We start from the raw sequence: 21,611 nt of genomic DNA, 5'->3' as shown, positions 1-21,611 counted from the left end.
ACGGGCCCGGCCAGCGGCGCTTCCGGATGTGTCGGAGTCGGAAGACCGGCGATGAACGAGGCGCCGAATCTGCCGCTGGGGGCGGTGGCTGCGATCGCCACACCGGAGATCAGCGCGCCGCTGCCGACCAGGGACGCGACCAACCGCAAGAACATGGTGCTCCTGATCCAGCTGCGCTGGATCGCGGTCGTCGGCCAGATCGTGACCGTCGCCTTCGTCACCTTCTGGTTCGGCATCGCGCTGCCGCTGCTGCCGATGGCGGCCGTGGTCTGCGCGCTGGTGGCGCTGAACGTCGGCAGCCACATCTGGCTGCGCCGTCGGGTCGACGTCGGCAACCGTCACCTGCTGATCGCCTTGATGCTCGACGTCATCGCGCTGACGTCGGAGCTCTATCTCACCGGCGGCGCCGCCAATCCGTTCACCTGCCTCTATCTGCTGCAAGTCACGTTAGGGGCCGTGCTGCTCGATGCGCGCTCGTCGTGGTCGCTGGTCGCGCTCACCGTGATCAGCTTCATCTGGCTCACCATCTCCTATTGGCCGCTTGAACTGCCGCATCGGCACGTCAGCGATCCCTTCAGCCTGCACATCACCGGCATGTTCGTCGGCTTCATGCTCGACGCCGTGCTGCTCGTCGTGTTCGTGACGCGCATCAACCGGAACCTGCGCGAGCGCGACACCAAGCTCGCCGACCTGCGCCAGCATGCCGTCGAGCAGGACCACATCATCCGCATGGGCCTGCTCGCGTCGGGGGCTGCGCACGAGCTCGGCACGCCCCTGGCGTCGCTGTCGGTCATCCTGAACGATTGGCGGCGCATGACGGCGATTGCAGCCGACCCGGCGCTCGCGGATGACTTCGCGGAGATGGAAGCCGCGGTGCAGCGCTGCAAGTCGATCGTCACCGACATCCTGGTCTCGGCCGGGCAGGCGCGCGGCGAGGGGTCGGCGCCGACGACGTTGAAAGCGTTCCTGACCACGCTGGTCGCCGAGTGGAGCGCCGCGCGATCAGCCCGCAACCTGATGGTCCGCAACGAGTTCGGTTCCGATCCGGCGATCGTCTCCGACGTCGCGCTGAAGCAGGCCATCGTCAACGTGCTCGACAACGCCTTCGAAGTCTCGCGCGACTGGGTGGAGTTCCTGGCCGAACGCGACGGCGATATGCTGCTGCTCACGGTCAGCGACCGCGGCCCCGGTTTCGAGCCGAACATTCTGGCCCAGCTCGGGCGGCCCTATCAGTCCAGCAAGGGGCGTCCGGGCGGCGGGCTCGGCCTGTTCCTGGTCGTCAACGTGATCCGCAAGCTCGGCGGCAGCGTTTCAGCCTGGAATCACCGGGGGCGTGGGGCGACCGTGCGGCTATCCTTGCCGCTGTCGATGCTTGCGATTGGAGAGCCCCGTGGAGAGTGAGCGGTCCCTGTTGATCGTCGAGGACGACGATGGCTTCGCGCGCACCTTGAAGCGCTCGTTCGAACGGCGCGGCTACGACGCTGTGATCGCGGCCTCGCTCGAGCAGGTCGATGAGGTCCTGAAAGCGCAGTCGCCCGGCTATGCCGTCGTGGACCTGAAGCTCGGCGGCGCCTCCGGTCTCGTCTGCGTCGAGAAGCTGCATGCGCACGATCCGGACATGCTGATCGTGGTGCTCACCGGCTTTGCCAGCATCGCGACCGCGGTCGAGGCCATCAAGCTCGGCGCCTGCCACTATCTCGCCAAGCCGTCGAACACCGACGACATCGAGGAGGCGTTCCGCAAGGCCCAAGGCAAGGTCCAAGGCAATGCCCAGGTCGCGCTGGCCGAACGCTCGACCTCGATCAAGACGCTGGAATGGGAGCGCATCCACCAGACCCTGATCGAGACCGACTTCAACATCTCCGAAGCCGCGCGGCGGCTCGGCATGCATCGCCGTACCCTGGCGCGCAAGCTGGAGAAGCGGCCGGTGAAGTAGCTCGTGATCCGATGGGCTTGCGGCGACTGGTCAGATCGGATGATGCGACATGTAGGCCGCCGTCTTCAGGGCGACCAGCAAGGTCAGGACGCCGCCGGCCACGGTCAGCGCCAGCACGAAGCGGGCGAGCCGTCCGAGCAGGGCGCGTGCTCTGCTGTCGGTGCGTCGTTCTGCCGGACGCAGCCATGATGCGCGGAAATCCTGTTCACGGTGAGCGGTCAGAAGCGACATTCCGGCTTTCCCTTGAGCGAGCCAGGCCGGCGCAGGACCAGCCTCCATTGTAACGGAGGATGCACCCGGGCCGCATAGGAATGCGAGACGGCGCCCGGGACCAGCTTATAGGCGCGCCATAAAATTCGCCGCCGTATCCGGTTGCCATTCGGGGCGTCGGGCTCGCATCGTCGGCTTGTCTTCGTCTTCAGGTTGTGTTTCGCTGACGAAGCTGCGACGAGGGCCGGCCATGTCCATCGAGCCGATGCGGGTCTATGTGCTGTGGGCGCCGGCGCGGCCGGATCCGTCCGAGGATCCCGGCGGCCGTCTTGCCGATACGCTGCATAGGCAGCTCGATGCGCTCGGCATGATGCGCGATGGAATCGGCTTCCGCATTCCCGTACGCAAGCGCAGCGCGAACTGGCGCGACACCGGCAGGCCGCAGCCGATCGACTGGGCGGCGGCGCGCTCCAACATCGTCATCCTCGTGATCGACGACGTGATGCGCAACCGCGAGGGTGAGTGGGGCGATTACGTCGCCGACATCGAGCGGCACATCCGAGATAGCAGCGTCGCCGACATGCTGTTGCCCGTGATCACGTCGCGTGGTCAGGGCGTGTCGGCATTCGATGCGCTCGCGACCCAGGGCATCGTCGCGCCCGCTCCGCAAGCGGAGCAAGGCTGGGAGCGCTGGACCCGGCGCATCACGATGTATGTGATGGGCGCGGTGTGGGCGCACCAGCGCAATGTGCAGCGTGCCATGAACCGGACCATGATCGAACAGAGCGCGACCGGGCAGGCCACTTCCGCCGAGGAGTTGCGCCGGATCGGGATCTTTCTCAGCCATGCGAAGATGGACGGCGAGGGCGTCGCGCTGTTGCTGGAGCGCTTCAGGGACTCCAGACCGAACCCGACGCCGGATGAGGTCCGCGTCAACAGCGTCGAGATGTTCTTCGACGCCAGCGACACGGTGGCCGGCGGTGCCTATGCCAAGCAGTTCGAGCAGGCGATCAAGCGCGGCGCGCTGCTCGGCATCCTCACCGACGCCTATCACGGCCGTCCCTGGTGCATGTGGGAGCTCCTGACGGCCAAGAAGTTCGGCAGCCCGATCGTGCTGTGGGATCTGTCGCATCGCGGAACGCTGCGCAGCTTTCCCTATCTGGGCAACGTGCCGGTGATCCGCACGCCGGACGTCCGCTATCAGCCGGACGGCGGAATGGAGCGGCTGGACGTGACCAGCATCAGCGACGCCGACATCGAGCATGTGCTGCTGGCGCTGCTGTCGGAAGCGATGCGAATGGAGGTGTGGGCGGCGGACGCACAGGATCGCGTCAACAGTCATCCCGCGCCCGGTGGTGAGATCGTCGTCTGCGCCCGGCCGCCGGAGCTCGCCGAGCTGGTGCATCACTGTATGCACGGCCCGATCCGGTTGGTGTATCCCGACCCGCCGATATGCCTGCACGAGAAGGAGCTGATCGAGACCGCGTTTCCGCAGGTCAGCCTGATCGCCCTCAGCGAGCTGTCGTCATGAGCGCGACGAGCCGGAGCAAGGGGTGGACCCTCGCATTGTCGGTGTCGGATACGCCGGATCTCGACGCCCTCGGCATGTTCGAGAACGACGACAAGCGCGTGCTCAGCGCGGTGCTGACGCCGCTGGTCTATCACGGCGCCAGGATCGCCTATGGCGGCCGCATCGAGCCGCCGACCGAGACCAACTTCACCCAGGAGATCTCGACGCAGTTGGGCGCTGCCTATCGCGCCAGCGGCGAGGCGCTGAAGAGCCGTCCCTTCATCCATTATCTGCGCGCCAATGATCTTCAGCGCGAAGGCAAGGACAAGGTCTGGGCGCATGCGCTGCGGCTCGGCGCCTTCAGCGAGATCAAGCTGCTGTCCGACGAGACCACCGTTGCGACGCTGCTGCCGTCGGGAACGATGGCCGACGTCTATGTCGGCAGCAGCCGGACCGCAACGGTCCAGAAGGCGGACGAACTTGGCGCCGTTCCTCAGATCGTGCCGCTGTTTATGACGCCGCCGACCGGCGATCCGCTGGCCGGCATGCGGCGCTCGATGGCGAAGGAGACCGACGCGCGGATCATGATGGGCGGGCGCGCCGGCGTGAGCAAGCACCCCGACGGCAGCTACTGGGGCGACGGCAAGTCCGGCATCGCCGCCGAGGCTGTGGCGACATTGGAGGCCAACAAGCCGCTGATCGTGATCGGCGGCATCGGCGGTGCCAGCCGCGATGTCGCCGGGGCGCTCGGATTGATCGGCGATGAGGACCTGGTTCCGCGCCCTCAGCCGGCAGATCCGACAGAGCAGGCCATGCTCGCGAACTACTGGGCCTCGATCGACAAGGTGCGTCCGTTCGCCGCCGACTACCAGGCGCGGCTCACAGCGGCGAACCTCCTCAAGGAGGCAAGGCGCCTCGCCGTTTCCGACAGCTACACTGAGATCGCCGAGCTGGTCATGACGATGCTGACGCGGCTCATCCCGTCGGCCTGAGATCTATTCAGCCGCTTCACTGCTGACGTTGCCCTCGCCTTCGATCAGCAGGATGTCGAGGCTCTCGATCTCCTGCATGGCGCGGCCGGCGATGCCCTGGAGATCGCCATAGAGGCCTGCGGTGGAATCGAGCACGCCACGCAGCTGCTCCTCACGCTTGGCCCACAGCCGCATCATCGTTTTGCGCTCGCGGTCGAGATCCGACTGCATCTCGGTGAAGCGCTCGACGATCGCATCGATGCGGTGGCGGAAGCGCGGACCGGTCAGATAGGCGTAGACCATCTCCATCTTGGTCTGCTGGCCTTCCTGGGCGAGCTTGCTGCCGGCGACGTCGATCAGCGACTGCCGCAGCGCGAGCGACAGCGGCAGCGCAAAGCGCGGCTCGGCGACCCAGACGCCGTCGATCAGGTCGAAGCCGTCGACGCCCTTGGGCAGCGCGGTCGAGACGATCAGCGCGATGTCGGCTTTGGCCGCGCGCTGGTCGTCGCGCAGCTTGACCAGCCAGCCGTCGCTCCAGTTCTTGGTGCGCTTGGACTCCCACAGGATCGTGCCGCAGACCTGGCCGCCGGGGCCGACCACCCGATGCAGCACGTCGCCGCCGAACTCGCCCTTCGGCACCGGCTCGACCAGGTCGCGCGGAAACCGCGCGCGCAACTGCGATTCCAGCTCGATCTCGAGTGCCTCGCCCTGCAGCTGCTGCGAGCCCTGTTCGGCCTTGCGCCGGAGCTCCTCGATCTGCCGCTGCATGCCGGCGATCTGGGTCTCCTTCTCGGCGACCTTGGCCTTCAGCGACTCCTCGCCTTCGAGCCGAGCCTTGTCACGCACGGCGACGAGGCTCTCCTGCACCTTCTTCTCGATCGTGAGATCGAGCTCGCGACGGGCCTCGTCGAGCTCGCGCTGCTTGCGCATCATCTCGGCCTGCGCCTTCTGGGCATCGGCCAGCTTGGCGTCCTTGGCGGCGAGAATCTCGTGCAGCTCGGTGAGCTTCTGCTCGCCGCGGCCGATTTCTTCCGCCAGCGCGGCACGCGCGCGCGCAGCCTCGGCCTGCGCGATCGCCGCGCGCTCGGTCTTCAGCTTCGCCGCGACCTGCTGGTCGATCGCCGCGCGGGCCTGCGCGATCTGCTCCTGAGCCGCCTTCAGCTGCGTCTCGCGGCGGCCGAAATCAGCCTCCTTGGCGGCAAGCTGCTTCTCGAACTGCCGGCGGGTCTCCGCAATCAAGGGCGCGGCGAGCTGCTCGGTGAGCCTGATCTCGGTGCGGCAGGAGGGGCAGACGATCTGAGGATCGGTCATGATTCGCATCCTTCGCTCATGGAGGCCGAATCTAACCGGCCGCCGCGTGGCGTTTAACCCACGCGGACGGCTTATCCCACGCAATTATCTGCGATTCCCGGCCGTTCGGCGCCTCACGCGCCGTGCGGCGTGGCCTCGGGAGCCGCGGTGCTGTCCGGCGCCTTGATGCGGAACCAGGCGACATAGAGCGCCGGCAGGAACAGCAGGGTCAGCACGGTGCCGACGATGATGCCGCCCATCATCGCATAGGCCATCGGGCCCCAGAAGACCTCGCGCGCGATCGGGATCAGCGCGAGCGAGGCGGCGGCCGCGGTCAGCATGATTGGTCGCATGCGGTGCTCGGTCGCCTCCATGACCGCCTCCCAGGGCGGCCGTCCTTCGTCGCGCAGATGCTCGATCTGCACGATCAGGATGACGGAGTTGCGGATCAGGATGCCGATCAGCGCGAGCACGCCGAGGATGGCGACGAAGCCGAGCGGCGCGCCGCTGGGCAACAGCGCCGCCACCACGCCGATCAGGGCCAACGGCGCCACGGCGAACACCAGGAACAGCCTATGGAAGCTCTGCAGCTGCAGCATCAGGATCGTGGCCATGGTGAACAGCATGATCGGCACGACGGCGATGATCGGTGCCTGGCTCTTGGCGCTTTCCTCGACTGAGCCGCCGGTGACGACGTTGTAGCCGACCGGAAGCTTGGCGTTGAAGGCTGCGATCTCGGGCTTGAGCTGATCGACCACCGTGTTTGGCTGCACCTGATCGACCACGCTGGCCTTCAAGGTCAGCGTCGGTTGCCGCGAGCGCCGCCAGATCTCCGGCTGCTCGATCTGGTAGCGCAAGGTCGCCAGCGCGGCGAGCGGGATCGACTGGCCGTTCGATCCCGATAGCTGCAGGTCGCGCAGCGTCTCCAGCGATTGCCGTTCCTTGGCATTGGCGCGGCCGCGGACGTCGATCAGGTAGATGTCGTCGCGCACCTGCGTGATCGAGGTGCCGTCGAGCACGCTGTTCAGCGCGTTGGCGATGTCCTCCGAGGTGACGCCGAGCTGGCGCGCCTTGTCCTGCAGCACGTCGACCTTCACCACGCGCGCCGGCTCCATCCAGTCGAACACGACGGCGCCGAGATGAGAGTTGCTCCGCATGATGCCGGCGACCTGCTGCGCGATCTCGCGCGCCTTGGCCACGTCGGGGCCGCTGACGCGGTACTGCACCGGACGGCCGACCGGCGGGCCGATGTCGAGCAGATGCACATAGGCATCGGTGCCGGGGAAGGTCTTGGTGAGATAGGCCTGCAGCTTGGCCCGGGCGCGATCGCGCACCTCGAGGTTCTTGGTCACGATGATGATCTGCCCGAACGACAAGTCGGCAGGCTGTACGTCGAACGACAGCACGAAGCGCTGCGCACCCGAGCCGACATAGGTCGACCAATGGTCGATGTCGGGATTGTCCTTCAGCGCCTCCTGCTCGAACTTCGCCATCTGCGCGTTGGTCTCCGCGATCGAGGAGTTCTGCGGCAGGTTGAAGTCGATGATGAGCTCGTTGCGGTCGGAGGAGGGGAAGAACTGCTGCTGCACGAAGCCCATGCCGACCACCGACAGCCCGAACACGAGGACGGTGACGATGATCGTGCTCCAGCGATGCTGCATGCAGGCGCCGAGCACTGCGCGGAACATGCGCGCCAGCCGGCCAGCCTCGGCGTGATGGTTGGGCAGAGAGGCGGGCAGGATGGTGACGCCGAGCAATGGCGTGAACAGCACCGCCACGATCCACGACACCACCAGCGACACCGCGATCACGACGAACAGCGTGAAGGTGAACTCGCCGGCGGCGCTGTTGTTGAGACCGATCGGAATGAAGCCGGCGACCGTGACCAGCGTGCCCGTCAGCATCGGGAAGGCGGTGGAGGTGTAGACGTAGGTCGCGGCCTTGCGCAGCGAGTCTCCGACCTCGAGCCGCGCCACCATCATCTCGACCGCGATCATGGCGTCGTCGACCAAGAGGCCGAGCGCGATGATCAGTGCGCCCAACGAGATGCGCTGCAACGAGATGCCGGTATAGGCCATGACCAGGAAGGTGATGGCGAGCACCAGCGGGATCGAGATCGCGACCACCAGCCCGGCGCGCACGCCAAGGCTGATGAAGCTGATCGCGAGCACGATGATGACGGCTTCGTAGAGCGCCTTGGTGAAGCCGCCGACCGCCTCCTCGACGATCTTCGGCTGGTCGGAGACCAGGTGCACGCCGACGCCGACCGGCAGATCGGCTATGACCTTGGTCATCTCCTGCTTCAGGGCATCACCGAACTCCAGCAGATTGGCGCCGGCCTTCATGCCGATGGCGAGCCCGATCGCGGGCTGGCCGTTGAAGCGGAACAGCGACGTCGGCGGATCCTCGTAGCCGCGGCTGATGGTGGCGACGTCGGTCAACGGGAAGAAGCGGTCGTTGATGCGCAGATTGATTGCCTTGAGGCTCTCTTCCGAGGTGAACTGGCCGGAGACACGCACGGCGACCCGCTCGGGCCCCGCCTGCAGCACGCCGGAGGGCGACACCGCATTCTGCGCCTGTAGCGCGGTCAGGATGGTGCGCTGGTCGATGCCGAGCGCGGCCACCTTGCGCGGCGAGAATTCCAGATAGATCACCTCGTTCTGGGCGCCGACGATATCGACGCGGCCGACATTGGGCACGGTCAACACCTTGGCGCGGACCTCTTCGACCCGGTCGCGCAGCTGGCGCTGGCTGAGCCCGTCGCTGGTGAAGGCGTAAATGTTGCCGAACACGTCGCCGAAGCGGTCGTTGAATCCCGGCCCGACCACGCCCGACGGGAAGTCGCCCTTGATGTCGTTGATGAGGTTGCGCACCTGCAGCCAGGTCGGCACCACGTCGCGCGCCTTGGTCGTATCGCGCAAATTGACGAACACGGTGGTCTGGCCGGGAACGGTCAGGCTCTTGGTGTAGTCGAGTGCCGGCAGCTCCTCGAGCTTCTTCTCGATCCGGTCCGTGACCTGGCGCGTCATCTCCTCGGCGGAGGCGCCGGGCCATTTCGCCTGGATCAGCATCGTCTTGATCGTGAAGGCGGGATCCTCCTCACGGCCGAGATGCAGATAGGAAAACAGACCTGCGGCCATGAAGGCGATCATGAAATACCAGACGAGCGAGCGATGCTCGAGCGCCCAGTCGGAGAGATTGAAGGACTTCACGGCTGCGATTCCTGATCGATGCGGACGGGCTGGCCATCCTTGAGACTGTGCACGCCGGCGGTGACGACGCGCTGCCCGGCTTCGAGGCCGGTGGTGACGCGGATGCTGCCGTCCTCGTTGCGGGCGATCGTGATTTCCTGCTGCTTGACCGTCTTGCTGGCGGTATCGACCAGCCAGACGAAGCTCTTGTCGTTCTGCTCGAGGACAGCCGAGCGCGGCAGCCTGATGACCGTCTTCTGTTCGGTATCCAGCGTCGCGGTCACCGTGGTGCCGAGGCGCATGATCTCCGGCGGATTGTCGAGCGTGATCCGGATGCGGCGCGTGCGGGTCGTCGCATCGGCCCGCGGCCCGATCTCGCGCACCTTGCCGGTGGTGCTGATCCGGGGATCGACCTGCAGCCTCACCGTAAACGGCGTGTCGGCCTGCAGGCTGCCCGCAACGTCCTCGCCGACATCGATGACGGCGTCGCGGACGTCGGGCCGCGCGACGGTGACGACGCTGACGCCCGGCGAAACGACCTGGCCGACTTCGGCGCCGACGGCCGTGACGATGCCGGCGAAGTCTGCCTTCAGTTGTGCGTAGCCGAGCTGCTCGCGCGCCTTGGCGAGGTTGGACTGCGCCTTGACGACGGAGGCCTGGGCGGCCGCGCGCGACTGCTCGGCGCTCTCCAGCGTCGCCTTCGTCGTGGCGTCGGTTTCCAGCAAGGTGCGCTGCCGGCCTTCGGTGCCGGTCGCGTTGGTCAGCTGCGCCTGGCTGCGCGAGACCTCAGCGGCCGACGCGCGCATCGCAAGCTCGAGCGCGGCGGGATCGATCGCCGCCACCACCTGGTCCTGCTTGACCATGTCGCCGACGAACACCGGCCGCGCGATCAGTCGTCCCAACACCCGGAAGCTCAGATCGGCCTTGTAGCGCGGCTCGATCGTGCCGCTGACGGCCGAGCCATTGGCCGCCTGCGGCTCGACCTTCATCGACAGCACCGGCCGGACCGGCTCGGGAGCCGCGGCTTTCTCGTTGCAGCCGGCGAGCAGAGCGAGCGCGCCGAGCGGAACGACACAACGTATCGGCATCATCACGACCGCGCCTCCTCGTTGAATGTGATCTTTTGTCCGACGCTCAGCAGCTTGCCGCCCTCGGTGACGACGCGATCGCCGGGCTTGAGCCCGGTGGAGACGACGAACGCTCCGGTCTCATAGTCCTCGATCGTGATCGGCTTGAGCGAGACCGACTTGTCGGCGGCATCGACCAGCCACACCGCGGGTGTTTTGCCTGCCGCGGTGAGCGCGCTCCAGGGCAGCACGATGCGCTGCTCCGGCTTGATGAAGCCGGTGACGGTCACGGCGCTGCCGAGGGTCATCTCGGGCGGCGGATTCTCGATCGCCATCTTGACACGGACTGTCCCGGATTTGGGATCGATGGTCGGCGAGACCTCGCGCACTTGTCCCTTGGCGGTCACCGAGGGATCCGAGAGCAGCGCCAGCGCCGCCTTGCTGCCGTCGAACTTCAACGACAGCGCCGCCTCGTAGACGTCGATCACGGCGTCGCGGTCGCCGTCATGCGCCAGCGTGAACACAGACTGCGCCGCCTGCGCGACCTGACCGACCTCGACGTTACGCGCGGTGATGGTGCCGTCGGCGTCGGCGCGCAGCTCGGTGAAGGTGAGTGCGTCCTTGGCGGTGTCGCGCTGGGCCTTGGCGGATTCCAGCGAACCTTCAGCCGTCCGCAACGTCTCCTGAGCCTGATCGAAGGTCGCGCGCGTCGTGAAGCCGCTGGTCAGCAAGGTCTGCTGCCGGTTGAAATTGGAGGTCGCGACCTTGACCTGCGACTCCGCAGCCGTCACGGCGGCCTCGGCGGAGTCGAGATCGGCCTGCTGCTCGGCCGGATCGATCTTGGCGAGCAACTGCCCGGCCTTGACGTGCGCACCGACCTCGACGAGCCGCTCGGTGACGCGGCCGCTGACCCGGAACGACAGGTCTGCAAGCACGCGCGCCTGGACGTCGCCGGTGAGCGTGATCGATTGCCGCCGCTCGGACAGTTTCACGATCTCGGTCCGGACCAGCCGGGACGGCTGCGCCGTCACTGCGGTCTTCTGATTGCAGCCGGCGAGCAACAGCCCGATTGCGGCACAGCCGGCTGCCGCCAGCAGGCGCGAGCCGGACCCGCGCGGGGGAGATGAAGGTCGCCTGAGGAAGGTCATGGTTGCACGTTCGAGCCCAAGGAAATGGTTGACGGTCGCTGATCCGGCCGGAGGTCGAGGACCATCGGTCGTCTCTTTCGTCCGGAGGTGTAGGACGTGTGGTCGCAGTCACAGCCAATGTACCCCAACCAGCGGTTGTCCGTTGGAGGGAGTACGGCGTTCGGGGTCAAGCTGAGCATCATCCCCTTGACAGCGAGTGAATTAGACAATCATGTCTAGAATAAATTGTCTAGTAAAATTCCCGTTTGGGCGTAAAATGTCGTATCGAAGGAAAGGGAAGGGGAGAGCCGGCCGGTTCGAAAGCCACGGGAGGGCCATCCCGGCGCCCCGCCTGCCCCGGACGATCAGAACGAAAGCTCGAACGAGACGTGCGACGAAAAGATGTGACGAAACCGGAGGAATCTGTGCGAACGACGCCGCGCGCGCCGCGGCAGGCGCGCGGGCGCGAGCGCCGCGAGCAGCTGCTCGATGCGGCCGCGGCCCTGATTGCGGAGTCCGGTCTCGATGCCGTCAGCATGCATGCGGCGGCCCAGCGTGCCGGCGCGTCGATCGGCTCGGTTTATCATTTCTTCCGCGACAAGGATCAGATGCTCGATGCGCTGGCCGAGCGTCATGATGCCGAGCTGCAGCCGGCCTTCGATCGCGTGCTGCAGCGAAGCGATGCCGAATGGGCCTCGCTGTCGCCTGCCGACGTGATCGAGCAGCTGATCGGCTGGGCGATCCGCTACTTCGTGCGCCATCCCGATGCGCTGGCAACGCTCGATCTGCACGACCAGACCATGCATGCCGAGTTCAGGACGGTGATAGACCGGGTGATGCGCGCCAGGCTCGGCCAGGAGCTGGGCTCGCAGGCAGCCACCACCTTCGATGCGGTCGTGCTCGGCACGCTGCTGTTTACCCGCGAGCAGGACCCGCGCAGCCGCGACGTCGTGGTCGCCGCCCTGCCGGAGATGATGGCCACATATCTGATCGCGCTGGAGGCGAAGCGGACGCGGGCGAAGGGATGAGGCGCAGGCGGCGCGTTGACGCGATCAGCGCGGGTCCTTGAAAAGCCATTCGTTCTTTTTCCGATAGATCGCAACTGAGCGCGGCGACCCCGTGTCGCCGATTGATTTGGCCGATACGACGATCTGATCCTCGCCGTCCCAGTGTTCGAATTCGTAGCTCCATTTGCTATCGTCGGGCGCGCGATAGTGCCATTCCTTCACTGCCCGATCCCGTTTCGCCGGGACGACATCGATGCCGTCCGGCGGTCCCGCAGGGCCCAGGCTGGATGCGACCGACACGAGCCAGCGCTTCTCCGGCGAATAATGGGGCGGCGCCACGATTGCAATTTCGTCTCCGGTGTCGGCGCGCACGAGAAGCCAGTCGACGCCCTCCCAGTGCCCGCGCTCGAGCAATATGAGGTCATGGTCGGGGAAAAATCCCGTCAGCTGAAACTTGACGCAGCCCTTGGCGTCACCGTCGGCGCACTTGGCATCCTGGTTTCGATAGATCCGCGTGCGGCCGTTGCGAAATGTCAGCTTCAGTCCGGAGCCGTTGCGTTGCGCGACGTCCGGAATCTGCGCCAGGCAGGCCGTCTCCGATCGATCGAGATCGCCCGTTCCGGCATCGTCGATGCAGCGCCCGTCCTGAGATGGGTGGTCGACGACCGCGAAGGGAGGCCGCTCAGCGCAGGCGACGGCGCTGCTGATTAGACAGACGAACGACGCCAGTGCGGCCGCACGCATCCTCCTCATCACATGCGCCCCGCTGCCGACGGCGTGTCGACGTGATCCACTGTTGGGACCGACAGCCGCCGAGAGTCTTCGATGAGAGCGGAGCAGCGGCGGCGACGCCCGAGCCGTCTCTCGCTGCCCCGGTAGCGCTTGCTCGCGAGCCTTTCCACCAGCCAGGCGACGACGCCGACGATGGCAAAGCTGACGAGCAGAGAGATGCACAGGAGCCCCAGATAGAGCTTCAAGACCGAGCTTGCGAAGCAGGCAAGCACGATGAGCGCGACAATGGCCAGTCGGCCTTTGACGGAGATCGACATTGAGGGGCGTTTCGCTGAGAGCTGGTTTGTTCGTACCACTCTAGCGCCATCTTCTCTGCCGCCAAGCCGCGTGCAGATGGGTGGTAAATTTTACTGCAAGGTCATGACGACAATCGAACGCGCTCCAGCGCGATCGGAGTTGAGTGCATCGGAACTCAACTTTGCGTTGCGCTGATGCGGTTGTCTTGCCATGGGCTTCACGCATTCGTAGCGAGAACCGGGCGCGCCGTTTGAAACGTCACTCTCTCCACATCGTCATTGCGAGCGAAGCGACGCAATCCAGTCGGTGGTCTGGGCAAGACTCTGGATGGCGTCGGCGCAACAGCGCCTCGCATTGGCGTCGACTCGTGTTTCGCGGCGCGGAGGCCGCGCTGATGCTCTCAGCTGTCGTCCCGGCCAAGCGGCCGGCAACGCGAAGCGTTGTCCGGTGGCGCCGAGCCGGGACCCATAGCCACCGAACGCTATTTGACGGACGACTGCCAGCTCGGATCGATTGCGAGATCACGCGGTATGTATCCCGGCTCCGCGCACCAACAGCGCATTGCGCTGTCGGTGCTTGGCCGGGACGACAGCGGAGTGTTCGTCGGCGGCGCCGCGCAACACGGCGCCCCGCTGAATCGCATGCGCCAAACAACGAATTTCGCAAATCCTTTCAAGCTGATTTGGCCTGTCCAGTCCCTCGGCGAAAAATATTCCGCTTTCGTTTTTTCGGAAAATGTGGTTGTCTCTCGCCATCCCGCCTCGTGAAGAGGGGCGTACGCGTCGTCACGATACGTGAGGTGGGGAGCGGTGGCTGCGAGCGGCGGTGCGCGACGAGCGCTGTCCGGCGCAGACGTGAAATCGCGTGGTCCTGGCGCCCCGACGCTGGCGCTAAGTCTTTGGGGGATGATGATCCCGAAGGCGACGGTGGCTAAAGAGCCCGGACACCGGGGAGAGCGCGACATAAGCGTGAAGACCATCGCGCAGGGAGGGCCGGGTCGTTCCGGCTGTACCTGTGGTTCCTGCCCCGTGCATTTTTCTCGCACGGGGGCCACGGGCCTCAGCCGAGGCCCGGCCTTCCCTGCGCCCTCTCGTTTGATGGAGGGCGGACATGACGCACAACCCGGGCCGATCACGCCGCGGTAACGCAGCGGCACGCCCTCTTCCTACCAACGAAATGATTGAAACAGTCGACACTTGTCGGAGCGCGGGAGTTCGTTGTGACGAATGGTCTCGAAGCGACCGCTGTTTGACATGTGAGGCAGGGGACGAAATTCTGCAGCTATTGCGACGCGCCCGCCCACGCCGCCAGCACGGCGCGCTCCTCACCGGTGATCTCGGTGATGTTGCCGGGCGGCATCGCGCTGGACCACGCCGCGTTGCGGGCGATCAATCGCGCATTGCGCTGGATGTTGTCGGCGTTGTCGAGCAGCACGCCCTTCGGCGCCGTGACGATGCCGTCCCAGACCGGCTCAGCGGCATGGCACATGCTGCAGCGGGAGGTCACGATCTCCTCGACCTGCGCGAAGCTCGGCTGCGCGGCGGCGGCTGCCTTGGCGTCGCGCGGGCCGGCCGCCGACAACAGCAGGATCGCGATCATGCCCGCGGCGGCCACGCCCCACACCCACCAGGGCGACGGATTGCCCTTGTGACGCTCGTTGAAGAAGTGGCGGATCACCGGGCCGAGCGCCAGCACGATGGCGACGATCGCCCAGTTGTAGCGGGTGCCGAACAGCAGCGGATAGTGATTGCTGATCATCAGCACGACGACCGGCAGGGTCAAATAGTTGTTGTGGACCGAACGCTCCTTGCCGGCCTTGCCGAGCTTGGGATCGGGCGCTTGCCCTGCGAGCAGCGCGGCGACGATCTTCTTCTGGTTGGGAATGATCACCGCGAACACGTTGGCGACCATGATGGTGCCGATGATGGCGCCGATCTGGTTGAAGGCGCCGCGGCCGCTCAGCACGTGGGTGAAGGCGAAGGTGAGCGCGACCAGGAAGACGTAGCCGCCGATCGCGAACGGCAGCTCATGCTTCGCAAGCCCGCTGCGGCAGGCGGCCTCGTAGAGCAGCCAGGCCAGCGCCAGCGAGCCGAAGCTGAACAGGCCGGCCTGAAGAGGCGTGAGATCGAGGATCGACTTGTCGACCAGGAACAGGTCGGCATTGAGATAGTACACCACGATCATCAGCACGAAGCCGGACAGCCAGGTGGTGTAGGCCTCCCATTTGAACCAGGTCAGCTCGCTCGGCATCTGCGCCGGCGCCACCAGATATTTGACGATGTGATAGAAGCCGCCGCCATGGACCTGCCAGGCCTCGCCCATCACGCCTTTCGGCAGGCCTTCGCGCGGCTTCAGGCTGAGGTCGAGCGCAATGAAGTAGAACGAGCTGCCGATCCAGGCCACCGCCGCGATCACGTGCAGCCAGCGGAAGATCAGGCTCAGCCATTCCGATATGATCGAAGCCCACATCGCGCGCTCATCTCCTCTCGTCGTTCGTTCGAGCCCACACCGCACGGCTTGCGCGGTGCTTGCCTCTCCCCGCTTGCGGGGAGAGGTCGGATTGCATCGCCAGATGCAATCCGGGTGAGGGGGTACAGGTCCAACAACGCAGAATACCCGTGCGTCTGCCCCTCACCCCAACCCGCTCAGCGCGAGCGAAGCTCGTCGCGGCGCCGTAAGAACGGGGAGAGGGAGCCCACCTTCCGTGCGCGACGGCTCGAACCTCTCGTCGATAGATGTGAGCACGTACTATCCCTCTGCGAGGCGCGCCCGAGCACGATCGCCCGCATCTCATCTGTGGCATCGATCGGGTGCGATTCCCAGCGCATCGCGGTGGTAGGCCATGCACGGGAGACAGGCCGTCAGGCGCGCCTGACGAGGTGGACTTCCGCGACGCGATTGCGTTCAATGTGGCCGATAGCGAAGCGAGGCGGGTGCGATGAAGAGACTGGGTCTGATCATGCTGGTGGTGGCGCAGCCCGGCCTGGTGCCAGCCGCGCAGGCGCAGACGGCGCCCGCGCCAAAGCCCGCCATCGCCAAACGCGCCGACGCCTGCGCCCCGATCGGGCGCACCGAGGACGGCAAGCTGGTCTATTCGATGAAGTGCGAGAGCATTCCGAAGCCGGTCGCGCCCGCTGCACCGCAGGCTGCCGCCCAGCCGACTCAGCCCGCCCCGGCGGCGGAGCCGGAGCCCGAGACGGAGCGGAGCGGTCTGTTGGGCTGGTCCTACGACCGCCGGCCGAAGTAGGCGCGCAGCCATCCGTCACCTCAGACGTGCTGCGCGGAGGACGCTGCCGCGGCGGCGTCAGCCTCCGCGGTCCGGCCGCTGCCGAGCCCGTTGAAGAACGCATTCAGCAGCACGGCGACGACCGCGCACAACAGGATGCCGGATTCGAGCAGCGGCTGCAGTTCGCGCGGCAGGTTGTGGAAGAAGCCGGGCGCCGCCAGCGGGATCAGGCCGAAGCCGACCGAGATCGCGACGATGAACAGGTTGAAGCGGTTGGTCTTGAAGTCGACATTGGCGAGGATGCGCGCGCCGGTCGCCGCCACCATGCCGAACATCACGAGGCCGGCGCCGCCGAGCACGACCTGCGGCACGGCCTCGACGAGCGCGGCCATTTTCGGCAGCAGGCCGAGCAGCAGCATGATGCAGCCGCCGGTGATCGTGACCCAGCGCGAGCGCACGCCGGTGACCGAGACCAGCCCGACATTCTGCGAGAACGAGGTGTAGGGGAAGGTGTTGAACAGACCGCCGAGCAGGGTGCCGACGCCGTCGGCGCGCAGGCCGCGCGACAGCGCCTCGCGATCGACGGTCTTGCCGGTCATCTCGCCGAGCGCGAGGAACATGCCGAGCGACTCGATCATGACCACGATCATCACGACGCACATCGTGATGATCGGCACGAGCTGGAATTGCGGCACGCCGAAGCGGAACGGGACCACCAGCGCGCCCCAGGAGGCGGCGCCGACCTTTTCAAAATGCATGACGCCCAGCACGGTCGCGAGCACGGCGCCGGCAACGATGCCGAGCAGCACCGAGACGTTGGCGATGAAGCCGGTGCCCCATTTGATCAGGCCGAGGATGAACAGCAGCACGAACAGCGCGATGCCGAGCCCCTGCAGCTGGCCGTAGTTCGGATTGGGAAAGGCGCCGGCGGCGCCGTCGACGACCTTGGTGATTGTCGGCAGGCCGCCGCCGGCCCAGTTGATGCCGACCCGCATCAGGGAGATGCCGATGATGAGGATGATGGTGCCGGTGACGACCGGCGGGAACAGCGGCAGCAGCCGGCTGACGAAGGGCGCGACGATGATGCCGAACAGGCCGGCGGCGATCACCGAGCCGTAGATGCCGAGCAGCCCGATCTCAGGCGAAGCGGCCATCGACAGCATCGGACCGACGGAGGCGAAGGTGACGCCCATCATCACCGGCAGGCGAATGCCGACGCCGGGAAAGCCGATGCATTGCACGAGAGTGGCGAGGCCGCAGGCGAACAGGTCGGCGCTGATCAGAAAGGCGACGTCCTCGGGCGGCAGCTTCAGGGCGCGGCCGATGATCAGCGGCACGGCGACGGCGCCCGCATACATCACCAGCACGTGCTGCAGCCCGAGCGCCAGCAGTTTCGGGACCGGCAGCATCTCGTCGACCGGATCTACTTTATCGCTCATGTCTCCCCCCAGATCGTCGCCATGATTGCCTCAGTCGCCGAACGTCTCCTGCAACTGCGGAAACAGCCGGTCCGGCTTGAACGGCACCGCCGTGAAGCGGATGCCGGTTGCCGCGCGCAAGGCGTTGCCGAGCGCGGCCGCCACCGGATTGTACGGACTCTCGCTCATCGACTTCGCCCCCAGCGGGCCGATGGCATCGTTGGTCTCCGCAAACAGCACCTCGGTGCGCGGCACGTCGGCGTAGGAGGGCAGGTGGTAGTCGCGGAAGCGCGGATTGATCACGCCGCCGGTGGCGTCGATGACGATCTCCTCGTAGAGCGCGGCGCCCAGCGCTTGCGCGACGCCGCCCTCGACCTGGCCGCGGCACTGCATCGGATTGGCGACACGGCCGGCGTCGGCCGCCTGCACGCTCCTGAGAATCTTGATCGCGCCGGTGTGCTTGTTCACGGCGACGCGGAAGCCCTGGACGTTGAAGGCGACCGAGCGCGGCGTCCCTTGCGAGTTGCCGCCGGCGGAGAGTTGCGATCCGCTTGGGCCGGCGATCTCGGCGAACGAGAGACGCTGCGCGCCGCAGATGATCGCATCATCCGCGATCCGGCACTCGGCCGTGTCGACGTTCCAGTGACCGGCGGCGAAGCGCCTGATCTTGTCAGCAAGAGCCTCGGCCGCGGCCTGCGTGGCACGGCCCGCGACGAAGGTGCCCGTCGAGCCATAGGCGCCGGTGTCGTGGCCGCCATGGGCCGTGTCGGACTGCTTGAGGGCAATGCGGTCGACCCCGGTGCTCAGCACGGTCGCGGCGATCTGGCGATGCACGGTGCTGGTGCCGTTGCCGAACTCGGCGGTGCCGACGGTGAGCGTGAAGCCGCCGTCGTCGCGCAGGCTGATCACGGCATCGGCGAAGTGGCCATCGGGCGGCACGGTGTCGATCATCGTCAGTGCGATGCCGTCTCCCTCGAGCCATTCGGCCGACAGCTCCGGGGTCGGCGTTTCCTCGGCCATCGCGCGTTCGACCAGATCGATGCACTGGTCGAGCCCGTAGGAGCCGTACAGCACGTCGCTGTGCTCGGAGCCCGGCGGCGACAGCATCGGATCGCCAGGCTTGACGACGTTGCGACGGCGTATCTCGAACGGGTCGATGCCGAGCTGGATCGCGAGCTCGTCGATGGCGGCTTCGACAGCGAAGGTGGTCTGCGGCAGGCCGTAGCCGCGATAGGCGCCGGCCGGCACCGTGTTGGTGTAGGCCGCGACCGCGTCGACCTTCTTGTTCGGACAATTGTAGACCGAGATCGACTCGGCGCAGGCGTGGAACAGCACGGGCCCGGCGTGATTGCCATAGGCGCCGGTGTTGGAGAGCACGTCGAGCTGAAGCGCGGTGAGCTTGCCGTTTCTGTCGGCGCCCGCTTTGACCGTGACGCACATCGGATGCCGCGTCGAGGTGGCGATGAACTGCTCCTCGCGGGTGAATTCGAGCTTGACCGGCCGCTTCGTCTTCAGCGCTGCCAGCGCCAGGATGTCCTCGACGAACATCTCCTGCTTGCCGCCGAAGCCGCCGCCGACGCGCTCGCAGAAGACGCGGACCTTGTCGGAGGGAAGCTCGAAGATCTCGCACAGCGCCCGCCGCGTCAGGAACGGCACCTGCGTGCTGGAGCGCACGGTGAGAACGCCGGCCTCGTCGAGCCAGGCGAGCCCGCCGTGAGTCTCCAGCGCGGCATGCTGGACGCGTTGCGTCGTGAAGGTACCTTCATAGGTCGCGGCGGCGGTTCGCAGCGCTGCAGCGACGTCGCCGAATTCGCCGTGGCTCTCGGCGACGACGTTGCGGCTGACATCGGCAATGCGATGCTCGGCCGTGCGGCCGGCGTGAATGATGGGCGCGCCGGGCGCGATCGCCTCTTCGGGATCGACCACCGCGGGCAGGACCTCGTAATCGACGCGGAGGCGGCGGCAGCCTTCCTCCGCCGCGGCTTCGCTCTCCGCCACCACGGCGGCCACCTTCTGGCCGATGAAGCGGACGACGTCGTCAAGTACGCGGGTGTCGGCCGGATCCATCCAGGCCTGTTCGTGGCGCGCCGTCGAGAACAGAATGGCTGGCGCATCCTCATGCGTCAGCACCGCATGCACGCCGGGCACCGCCAGCGCCGCGGATCTGTCGATCCTGGTGATCCGAGCATGCGCATGCGGCGATCGCAACAGCTTGACGTGCAGCAGGCCTTCGATGGCGGTGTCGAACGTGTAGCGCGCCCGGCCCTGGACGACATCCGGTCCGGCAGGCGCGGGCAGGCTGCGGCCGAAGGCTTCGCCGGCGGCGACGTCCTCGACATTGGTGCGGCCGAGCAGCGCATCCTCGATCGCGCGATAACCGGTGCAGCGGCACAGATTGCCCTTCAGGGCCGCGTCGAGATCCTGCTTCTGCGCCTGGTTCAGCGAGGCGCAGGTGACGATCATGCCGGCGGTGCAGAAGCCGCATTGAAACGCCTGGGCGTCGAGGAAGGCCTGCTGCATCGGATGCAGACCCTCGTCAGTTGCCAGCCCCTCGATCGTCGTGACCGCGTGACCATCGGCGCGAAAGGCCGGGATCAGGCAGCTGTGCACCGGCTCGCCGTCGAGCAGCACGGTGCAGGCGCCGCAGTCGCCGGCATCGCAGCCCTTCTTGACGCCGAAATGGCCGGTGTCGCGCAGAAACGTGCGCAGGCATTGGCCGGGGCGGGGCGCGGGGGCGACCGCTTTGCCATTGACGATCACGCTCATGGCCGCGCGCCGTCTGCGAGTTCGCTGCGGATCTCCTCGGCGAGGCGCAAGGTCATGGCCTTGCGCCAGGCGGGCTTGCCGTGGAGATCGTCATGATAAAGCACGTCGGGAATATCGCGCTGGATTGTCGCGCGCAGCAGGGCTGCGTCCGGCATCGCGGCAAAGCGCAGCGGCAGCGGTCTGACGGTCGATGCCGTGACGGTCAGCAGCAGGTCGCCATCGCGTCCCATCGTGCCGATGACGAGCGCACCGGAGCGGCCGACAGGTGTCAGTGCGATCTGGCGAAAGGCCGTGCGCCGCTTCAGCGCGGTGAGCGGGATGTCGATCTGGCGCAGCAGATCGCCGGGCGCGAGCACGTTGCTGTTGTTGCCGGTGACGAAGTCGGCGACCGCAATCCGCTGCTCGCTGCCGTCGCTCTTCCAGATCGTGCACACCCCTTCGAGCGCGGCGAGCAGCGAGATCATCGGCCCCGCCGGCAGCGACATGCAGAGATTGCCGCCGACGGTCGCGGTCTTCCATATCTTGAAGGAGGCCAGGAACGCGCGACAGCACTGATCGATCAGTGGCGCTGCGATCCAGTCGGCCGGGCATTGCAGCGCGTCGAGCTCCGCAACGCTGCAGGTGGCCGCGATGCTCAGGCCGTCGGTGCTCGCGGTGAGCGCTGGCCAGGCGAGATCGCTGAGGTCGATCAGCCGCGAGAGCTGCGCCTGCGGTTCCGAGAACAGCCAGGTGCCGCCGGCCAGCCAGGCATCGCCTGCCTGCCAGCTGAGCAGGTCCGCCCGCGTTCTCGGGCGCACGACCTCGGTGATGGTGTTCAGGTCCATGGTGACGCAAGCTCATTGGCGAAGCATATCGCCGGTGAA

General features: G+C 66.6%; 18 protein-coding genes. 7 read left to right on the top strand and 11 right to left on the bottom strand.

Annotation, left to right across the window (positions count from 1 at the left end; genetic code table 11):
• Nucleotides 1-51 precede the first annotated feature (51 nt).
• Complete coding sequence (locus LQG66_RS15475) at nucleotides 52-1,401, top strand: ATP-binding protein (protein ID WP_231327066.1); 1,350 nt, start codon at nucleotides 52-54, stop codon at nucleotides 1,399-1,401.
• Complete coding sequence (locus tag LQG66_RS15470) at nucleotides 1,391-1,936, top strand: response regulator transcription factor (RefSeq protein WP_231327065.1); 546 nt, start codon at nucleotides 1,391-1,393, stop codon at nucleotides 1,934-1,936. Before LQG66_RS15475 ends, LQG66_RS15470 begins: the two co-directional genes overlap by 11 nt.
• Nucleotides 1,937-1,966: 30 nt before the next feature.
• Here LQG66_RS15470 and LQG66_RS15465 read toward each other — a convergent pair whose 3' ends face one another.
• The gene (locus LQG66_RS15465; RefSeq protein ID WP_231327064.1) at nucleotides 1,967-2,167 is read right to left on the bottom strand and encodes a hypothetical protein; all 201 of its coding nucleotides are present in this window, start codon (nucleotides 2,165-2,167) and stop codon (nucleotides 1,967-1,969) included.
• 229 nt (nucleotides 2,168-2,396) lie between these two features.
• Here LQG66_RS15465 and LQG66_RS15460 point away from each other — a divergent pair, with 229 nt between their 5' ends.
• Both LQG66_RS15460 and LQG66_RS15455 read left to right on the top strand, forming a co-directional pair.
• Nucleotides 2,397-3,677 (top strand): toll/interleukin-1 receptor domain-containing protein, encoded by a 1,281-nt coding sequence (locus tag LQG66_RS15460; RefSeq protein ID WP_231327063.1) that lies wholly within the window; start codon nucleotides 2,397-2,399, stop codon nucleotides 3,675-3,677.
• Nucleotides 3,674-4,648, top strand: coding sequence for a hypothetical protein (locus LQG66_RS15455; protein WP_231327062.1), 975 nt, complete (start codon nucleotides 3,674-3,676; stop codon nucleotides 4,646-4,648). The genes LQG66_RS15460 and LQG66_RS15455 overlap by 4 nt, the downstream gene beginning before the upstream one ends.
• Before the next feature lie 3 nt (nucleotides 4,649-4,651).
• Here LQG66_RS15455 and LQG66_RS15450 read toward each other — a convergent pair whose 3' ends face one another.
• The 4 genes from LQG66_RS15450 to LQG66_RS15435 form a co-directional block, all read right to left on the bottom strand.
• Nucleotides 4,652-5,938 carry a DUF2130 domain-containing protein gene (locus tag LQG66_RS15450; protein ID WP_231327061.1) on the bottom strand — a complete coding sequence of 429 codons (1,287 nt, stop codon included), beginning with the start codon at nucleotides 5,936-5,938 and terminating at the stop codon, nucleotides 4,652-4,654.
• A 113-nt stretch (nucleotides 5,939-6,051) separates the two neighbouring features.
• Nucleotides 6,052-9,129, bottom strand: coding sequence for an efflux RND transporter permease subunit (locus LQG66_RS15445; protein ID WP_305879331.1), 3,078 nt, complete (start codon nucleotides 9,127-9,129; stop codon nucleotides 6,052-6,054).
• Entirely contained in the window at nucleotides 9,126-10,202 is a 1,077-nt protein-coding gene (locus tag LQG66_RS15440; protein ID WP_231327060.1) for an efflux RND transporter periplasmic adaptor subunit, read from the bottom strand. The genes LQG66_RS15445 and LQG66_RS15440 overlap by 4 nt, the downstream gene beginning before the upstream one ends.
• Entirely contained in the window at nucleotides 10,199-11,323 is a 1,125-nt protein-coding gene (locus tag LQG66_RS15435) for an efflux RND transporter periplasmic adaptor subunit (RefSeq protein ID WP_231327059.1), read from the bottom strand. The genes LQG66_RS15440 and LQG66_RS15435 overlap by 4 nt, the downstream gene beginning before the upstream one ends.
• A gap of 368 nt (nucleotides 11,324-11,691) precedes the next feature.
• Here LQG66_RS15435 and LQG66_RS15430 point away from each other — a divergent pair, with 368 nt between their 5' ends.
• Complete coding sequence (locus LQG66_RS15430) at nucleotides 11,692-12,330, top strand: TetR/AcrR family transcriptional regulator (protein ID WP_345778947.1); 639 nt, start codon at nucleotides 11,692-11,694, stop codon at nucleotides 12,328-12,330.
• A gap of 24 nt (nucleotides 12,331-12,354) precedes the next feature.
• On the opposite strand, the gene LQG66_RS15425 is transcribed toward LQG66_RS15430, so the two are convergent.
• Together LQG66_RS15425 and LQG66_RS15420 are read right to left on the bottom strand one after the other, a co-directional pair.
• Nucleotides 12,355-13,062, bottom strand: coding sequence for a hypothetical protein (locus LQG66_RS15425; RefSeq protein WP_345778946.1), 708 nt, complete (start codon nucleotides 13,060-13,062; stop codon nucleotides 12,355-12,357).
• Nucleotides 13,062-13,358, bottom strand: coding sequence for a hypothetical protein (locus LQG66_RS15420; protein ID WP_231327057.1), 297 nt, complete (start codon nucleotides 13,356-13,358; stop codon nucleotides 13,062-13,064). Before LQG66_RS15420 ends, LQG66_RS15425 begins: the two co-directional genes overlap by 1 nt.
• Before the next feature lie 510 nt (nucleotides 13,359-13,868).
• Here LQG66_RS15420 and LQG66_RS15415 point away from each other — a divergent pair.
• Nucleotides 13,869-14,105, top strand: coding sequence for a hypothetical protein (locus LQG66_RS15415; protein WP_231327056.1), 237 nt, complete (start codon nucleotides 13,869-13,871; stop codon nucleotides 14,103-14,105).
• 514 nt (nucleotides 14,106-14,619) lie between these two features.
• On the opposite strand, the gene LQG66_RS15410 is transcribed toward LQG66_RS15415, so the two are convergent.
• On the bottom strand, nucleotides 14,620-15,807 hold the full coding sequence (locus LQG66_RS15410; protein WP_231327055.1) for a urate hydroxylase PuuD: 1,188 nt from the start codon (nucleotides 15,805-15,807) through the stop codon (nucleotides 14,620-14,622).
• Nucleotides 15,808-16,276: 469 nt separating this feature from the next.
• On the opposite strand from LQG66_RS15410, the gene LQG66_RS15405 reads away from it, so the two are divergent.
• Entirely contained in the window at nucleotides 16,277-16,585 is a 309-nt protein-coding gene (locus LQG66_RS15405; protein ID WP_231327054.1) for a hypothetical protein, read from the top strand.
• A gap of 20 nt (nucleotides 16,586-16,605) precedes the next feature.
• Here the strand turns inward: LQG66_RS15405 and LQG66_RS15400 are convergent, their stop codons facing one another.
• From LQG66_RS15400 to LQG66_RS15390, 3 genes are read right to left on the bottom strand one after another with little or no spacing between them, the layout of a single operon-like run.
• A complete protein-coding gene (locus LQG66_RS15400; RefSeq protein WP_231327053.1) occupies nucleotides 16,606-18,003 on the bottom strand; it encodes a nucleobase:cation symporter-2 family protein in 1,398 nt (465 codons plus the stop codon).
• Between the two features lie 30 nt (nucleotides 18,004-18,033).
• A complete protein-coding gene (locus LQG66_RS15395) occupies nucleotides 18,034-20,748 on the bottom strand; it encodes a molybdopterin-dependent oxidoreductase (protein ID WP_231327052.1) in 2,715 nt (904 codons plus the stop codon).
• Complete coding sequence (locus LQG66_RS15390; protein ID WP_231327051.1) at nucleotides 20,745-21,572, bottom strand: FAD binding domain-containing protein; 828 nt, start codon at nucleotides 21,570-21,572, stop codon at nucleotides 20,745-20,747. Before LQG66_RS15390 ends, LQG66_RS15395 begins: the two co-directional genes overlap by 4 nt.
• Between the last annotated feature and the right edge of the window lie 39 nt (nucleotides 21,573-21,611).

Origin of the sequence: Bradyrhizobium ontarionense, from assembly GCF_021088345.1 — a bacterium.
Taxonomy (GTDB): domain Bacteria; phylum Pseudomonadota; class Alphaproteobacteria; order Rhizobiales; family Xanthobacteraceae; genus Bradyrhizobium; species Bradyrhizobium ontarionense.
Note: the sequence above shows the minus strand (reverse complement) of the source record. Positions and strands in the feature narration are given on the sequence as shown.

Bases quoted from the DNA above. Each gene is read 5' to 3' on its own strand.
- LQG66_RS15420 (WP_231327057.1), bottom strand. From the start codon at position 13,358: ATGTCGATCTCCGTCAAAGGCCGACTGGCCATTGTCGCGCTCATCGTG.
- LQG66_RS15450 (WP_231327061.1), bottom strand. From the start codon at position 5,938: ATGACCGATCCTCAGATCGTCTGCCCCTCCTGCCGCACCGAGATCAGG.
- LQG66_RS15425 (WP_345778946.1), bottom strand. From the start codon at position 13,062: ATGAGGAGGATGCGTGCGGCCGCACTGGCGTCGTTCGTCTGTCTAATC.
- LQG66_RS15435 (WP_231327059.1), bottom strand. From the start codon at position 11,323: ATGACCTTCCTCAGGCGACCTTCATCTCCCCCGCGCGGGTCCGGCTCG.
- LQG66_RS15460 (WP_231327063.1), top strand. From the start codon at position 2,397: ATGTCCATCGAGCCGATGCGGGTCTATGTGCTGTGGGCGCCGGCGCGG.
- LQG66_RS15400 (WP_231327053.1), bottom strand. From the start codon at position 18,003: ATGAGCGATAAAGTAGATCCGGTCGACGAGATGCTGCCGGTCCCGAAA.
- LQG66_RS15455 (WP_231327062.1), top strand. From the start codon at position 3,674: ATGAGCGCGACGAGCCGGAGCAAGGGGTGGACCCTCGCATTGTCGGTG.
- LQG66_RS15465 (WP_231327064.1), bottom strand. From the start codon at position 2,167: ATGTCGCTTCTGACCGCTCACCGTGAACAGGATTTCCGCGCATCATGG.
- LQG66_RS15405 (WP_231327054.1), top strand. From the start codon at position 16,277: ATGAAGAGACTGGGTCTGATCATGCTGGTGGTGGCGCAGCCCGGCCTG.
- LQG66_RS15475 (WP_231327066.1), top strand. From the start codon at position 52: ATGAACGAGGCGCCGAATCTGCCGCTGGGGGCGGTGGCTGCGATCGCC.
- LQG66_RS15395 (WP_231327052.1), bottom strand. From the start codon at position 20,748: ATGAGCGTGATCGTCAATGGCAAAGCGGTCGCCCCCGCGCCCCGCCCC.
- LQG66_RS15410 (WP_231327055.1), bottom strand. From the start codon at position 15,807: ATGTGGGCTTCGATCATATCGGAATGGCTGAGCCTGATCTTCCGCTGG.
- LQG66_RS15390 (WP_231327051.1), bottom strand. From the start codon at position 21,572: ATGGACCTGAACACCATCACCGAGGTCGTGCGCCCGAGAACGCGGGCG.
- LQG66_RS15415 (WP_231327056.1), top strand. From the start codon at position 13,869: ATGTATCCCGGCTCCGCGCACCAACAGCGCATTGCGCTGTCGGTGCTT.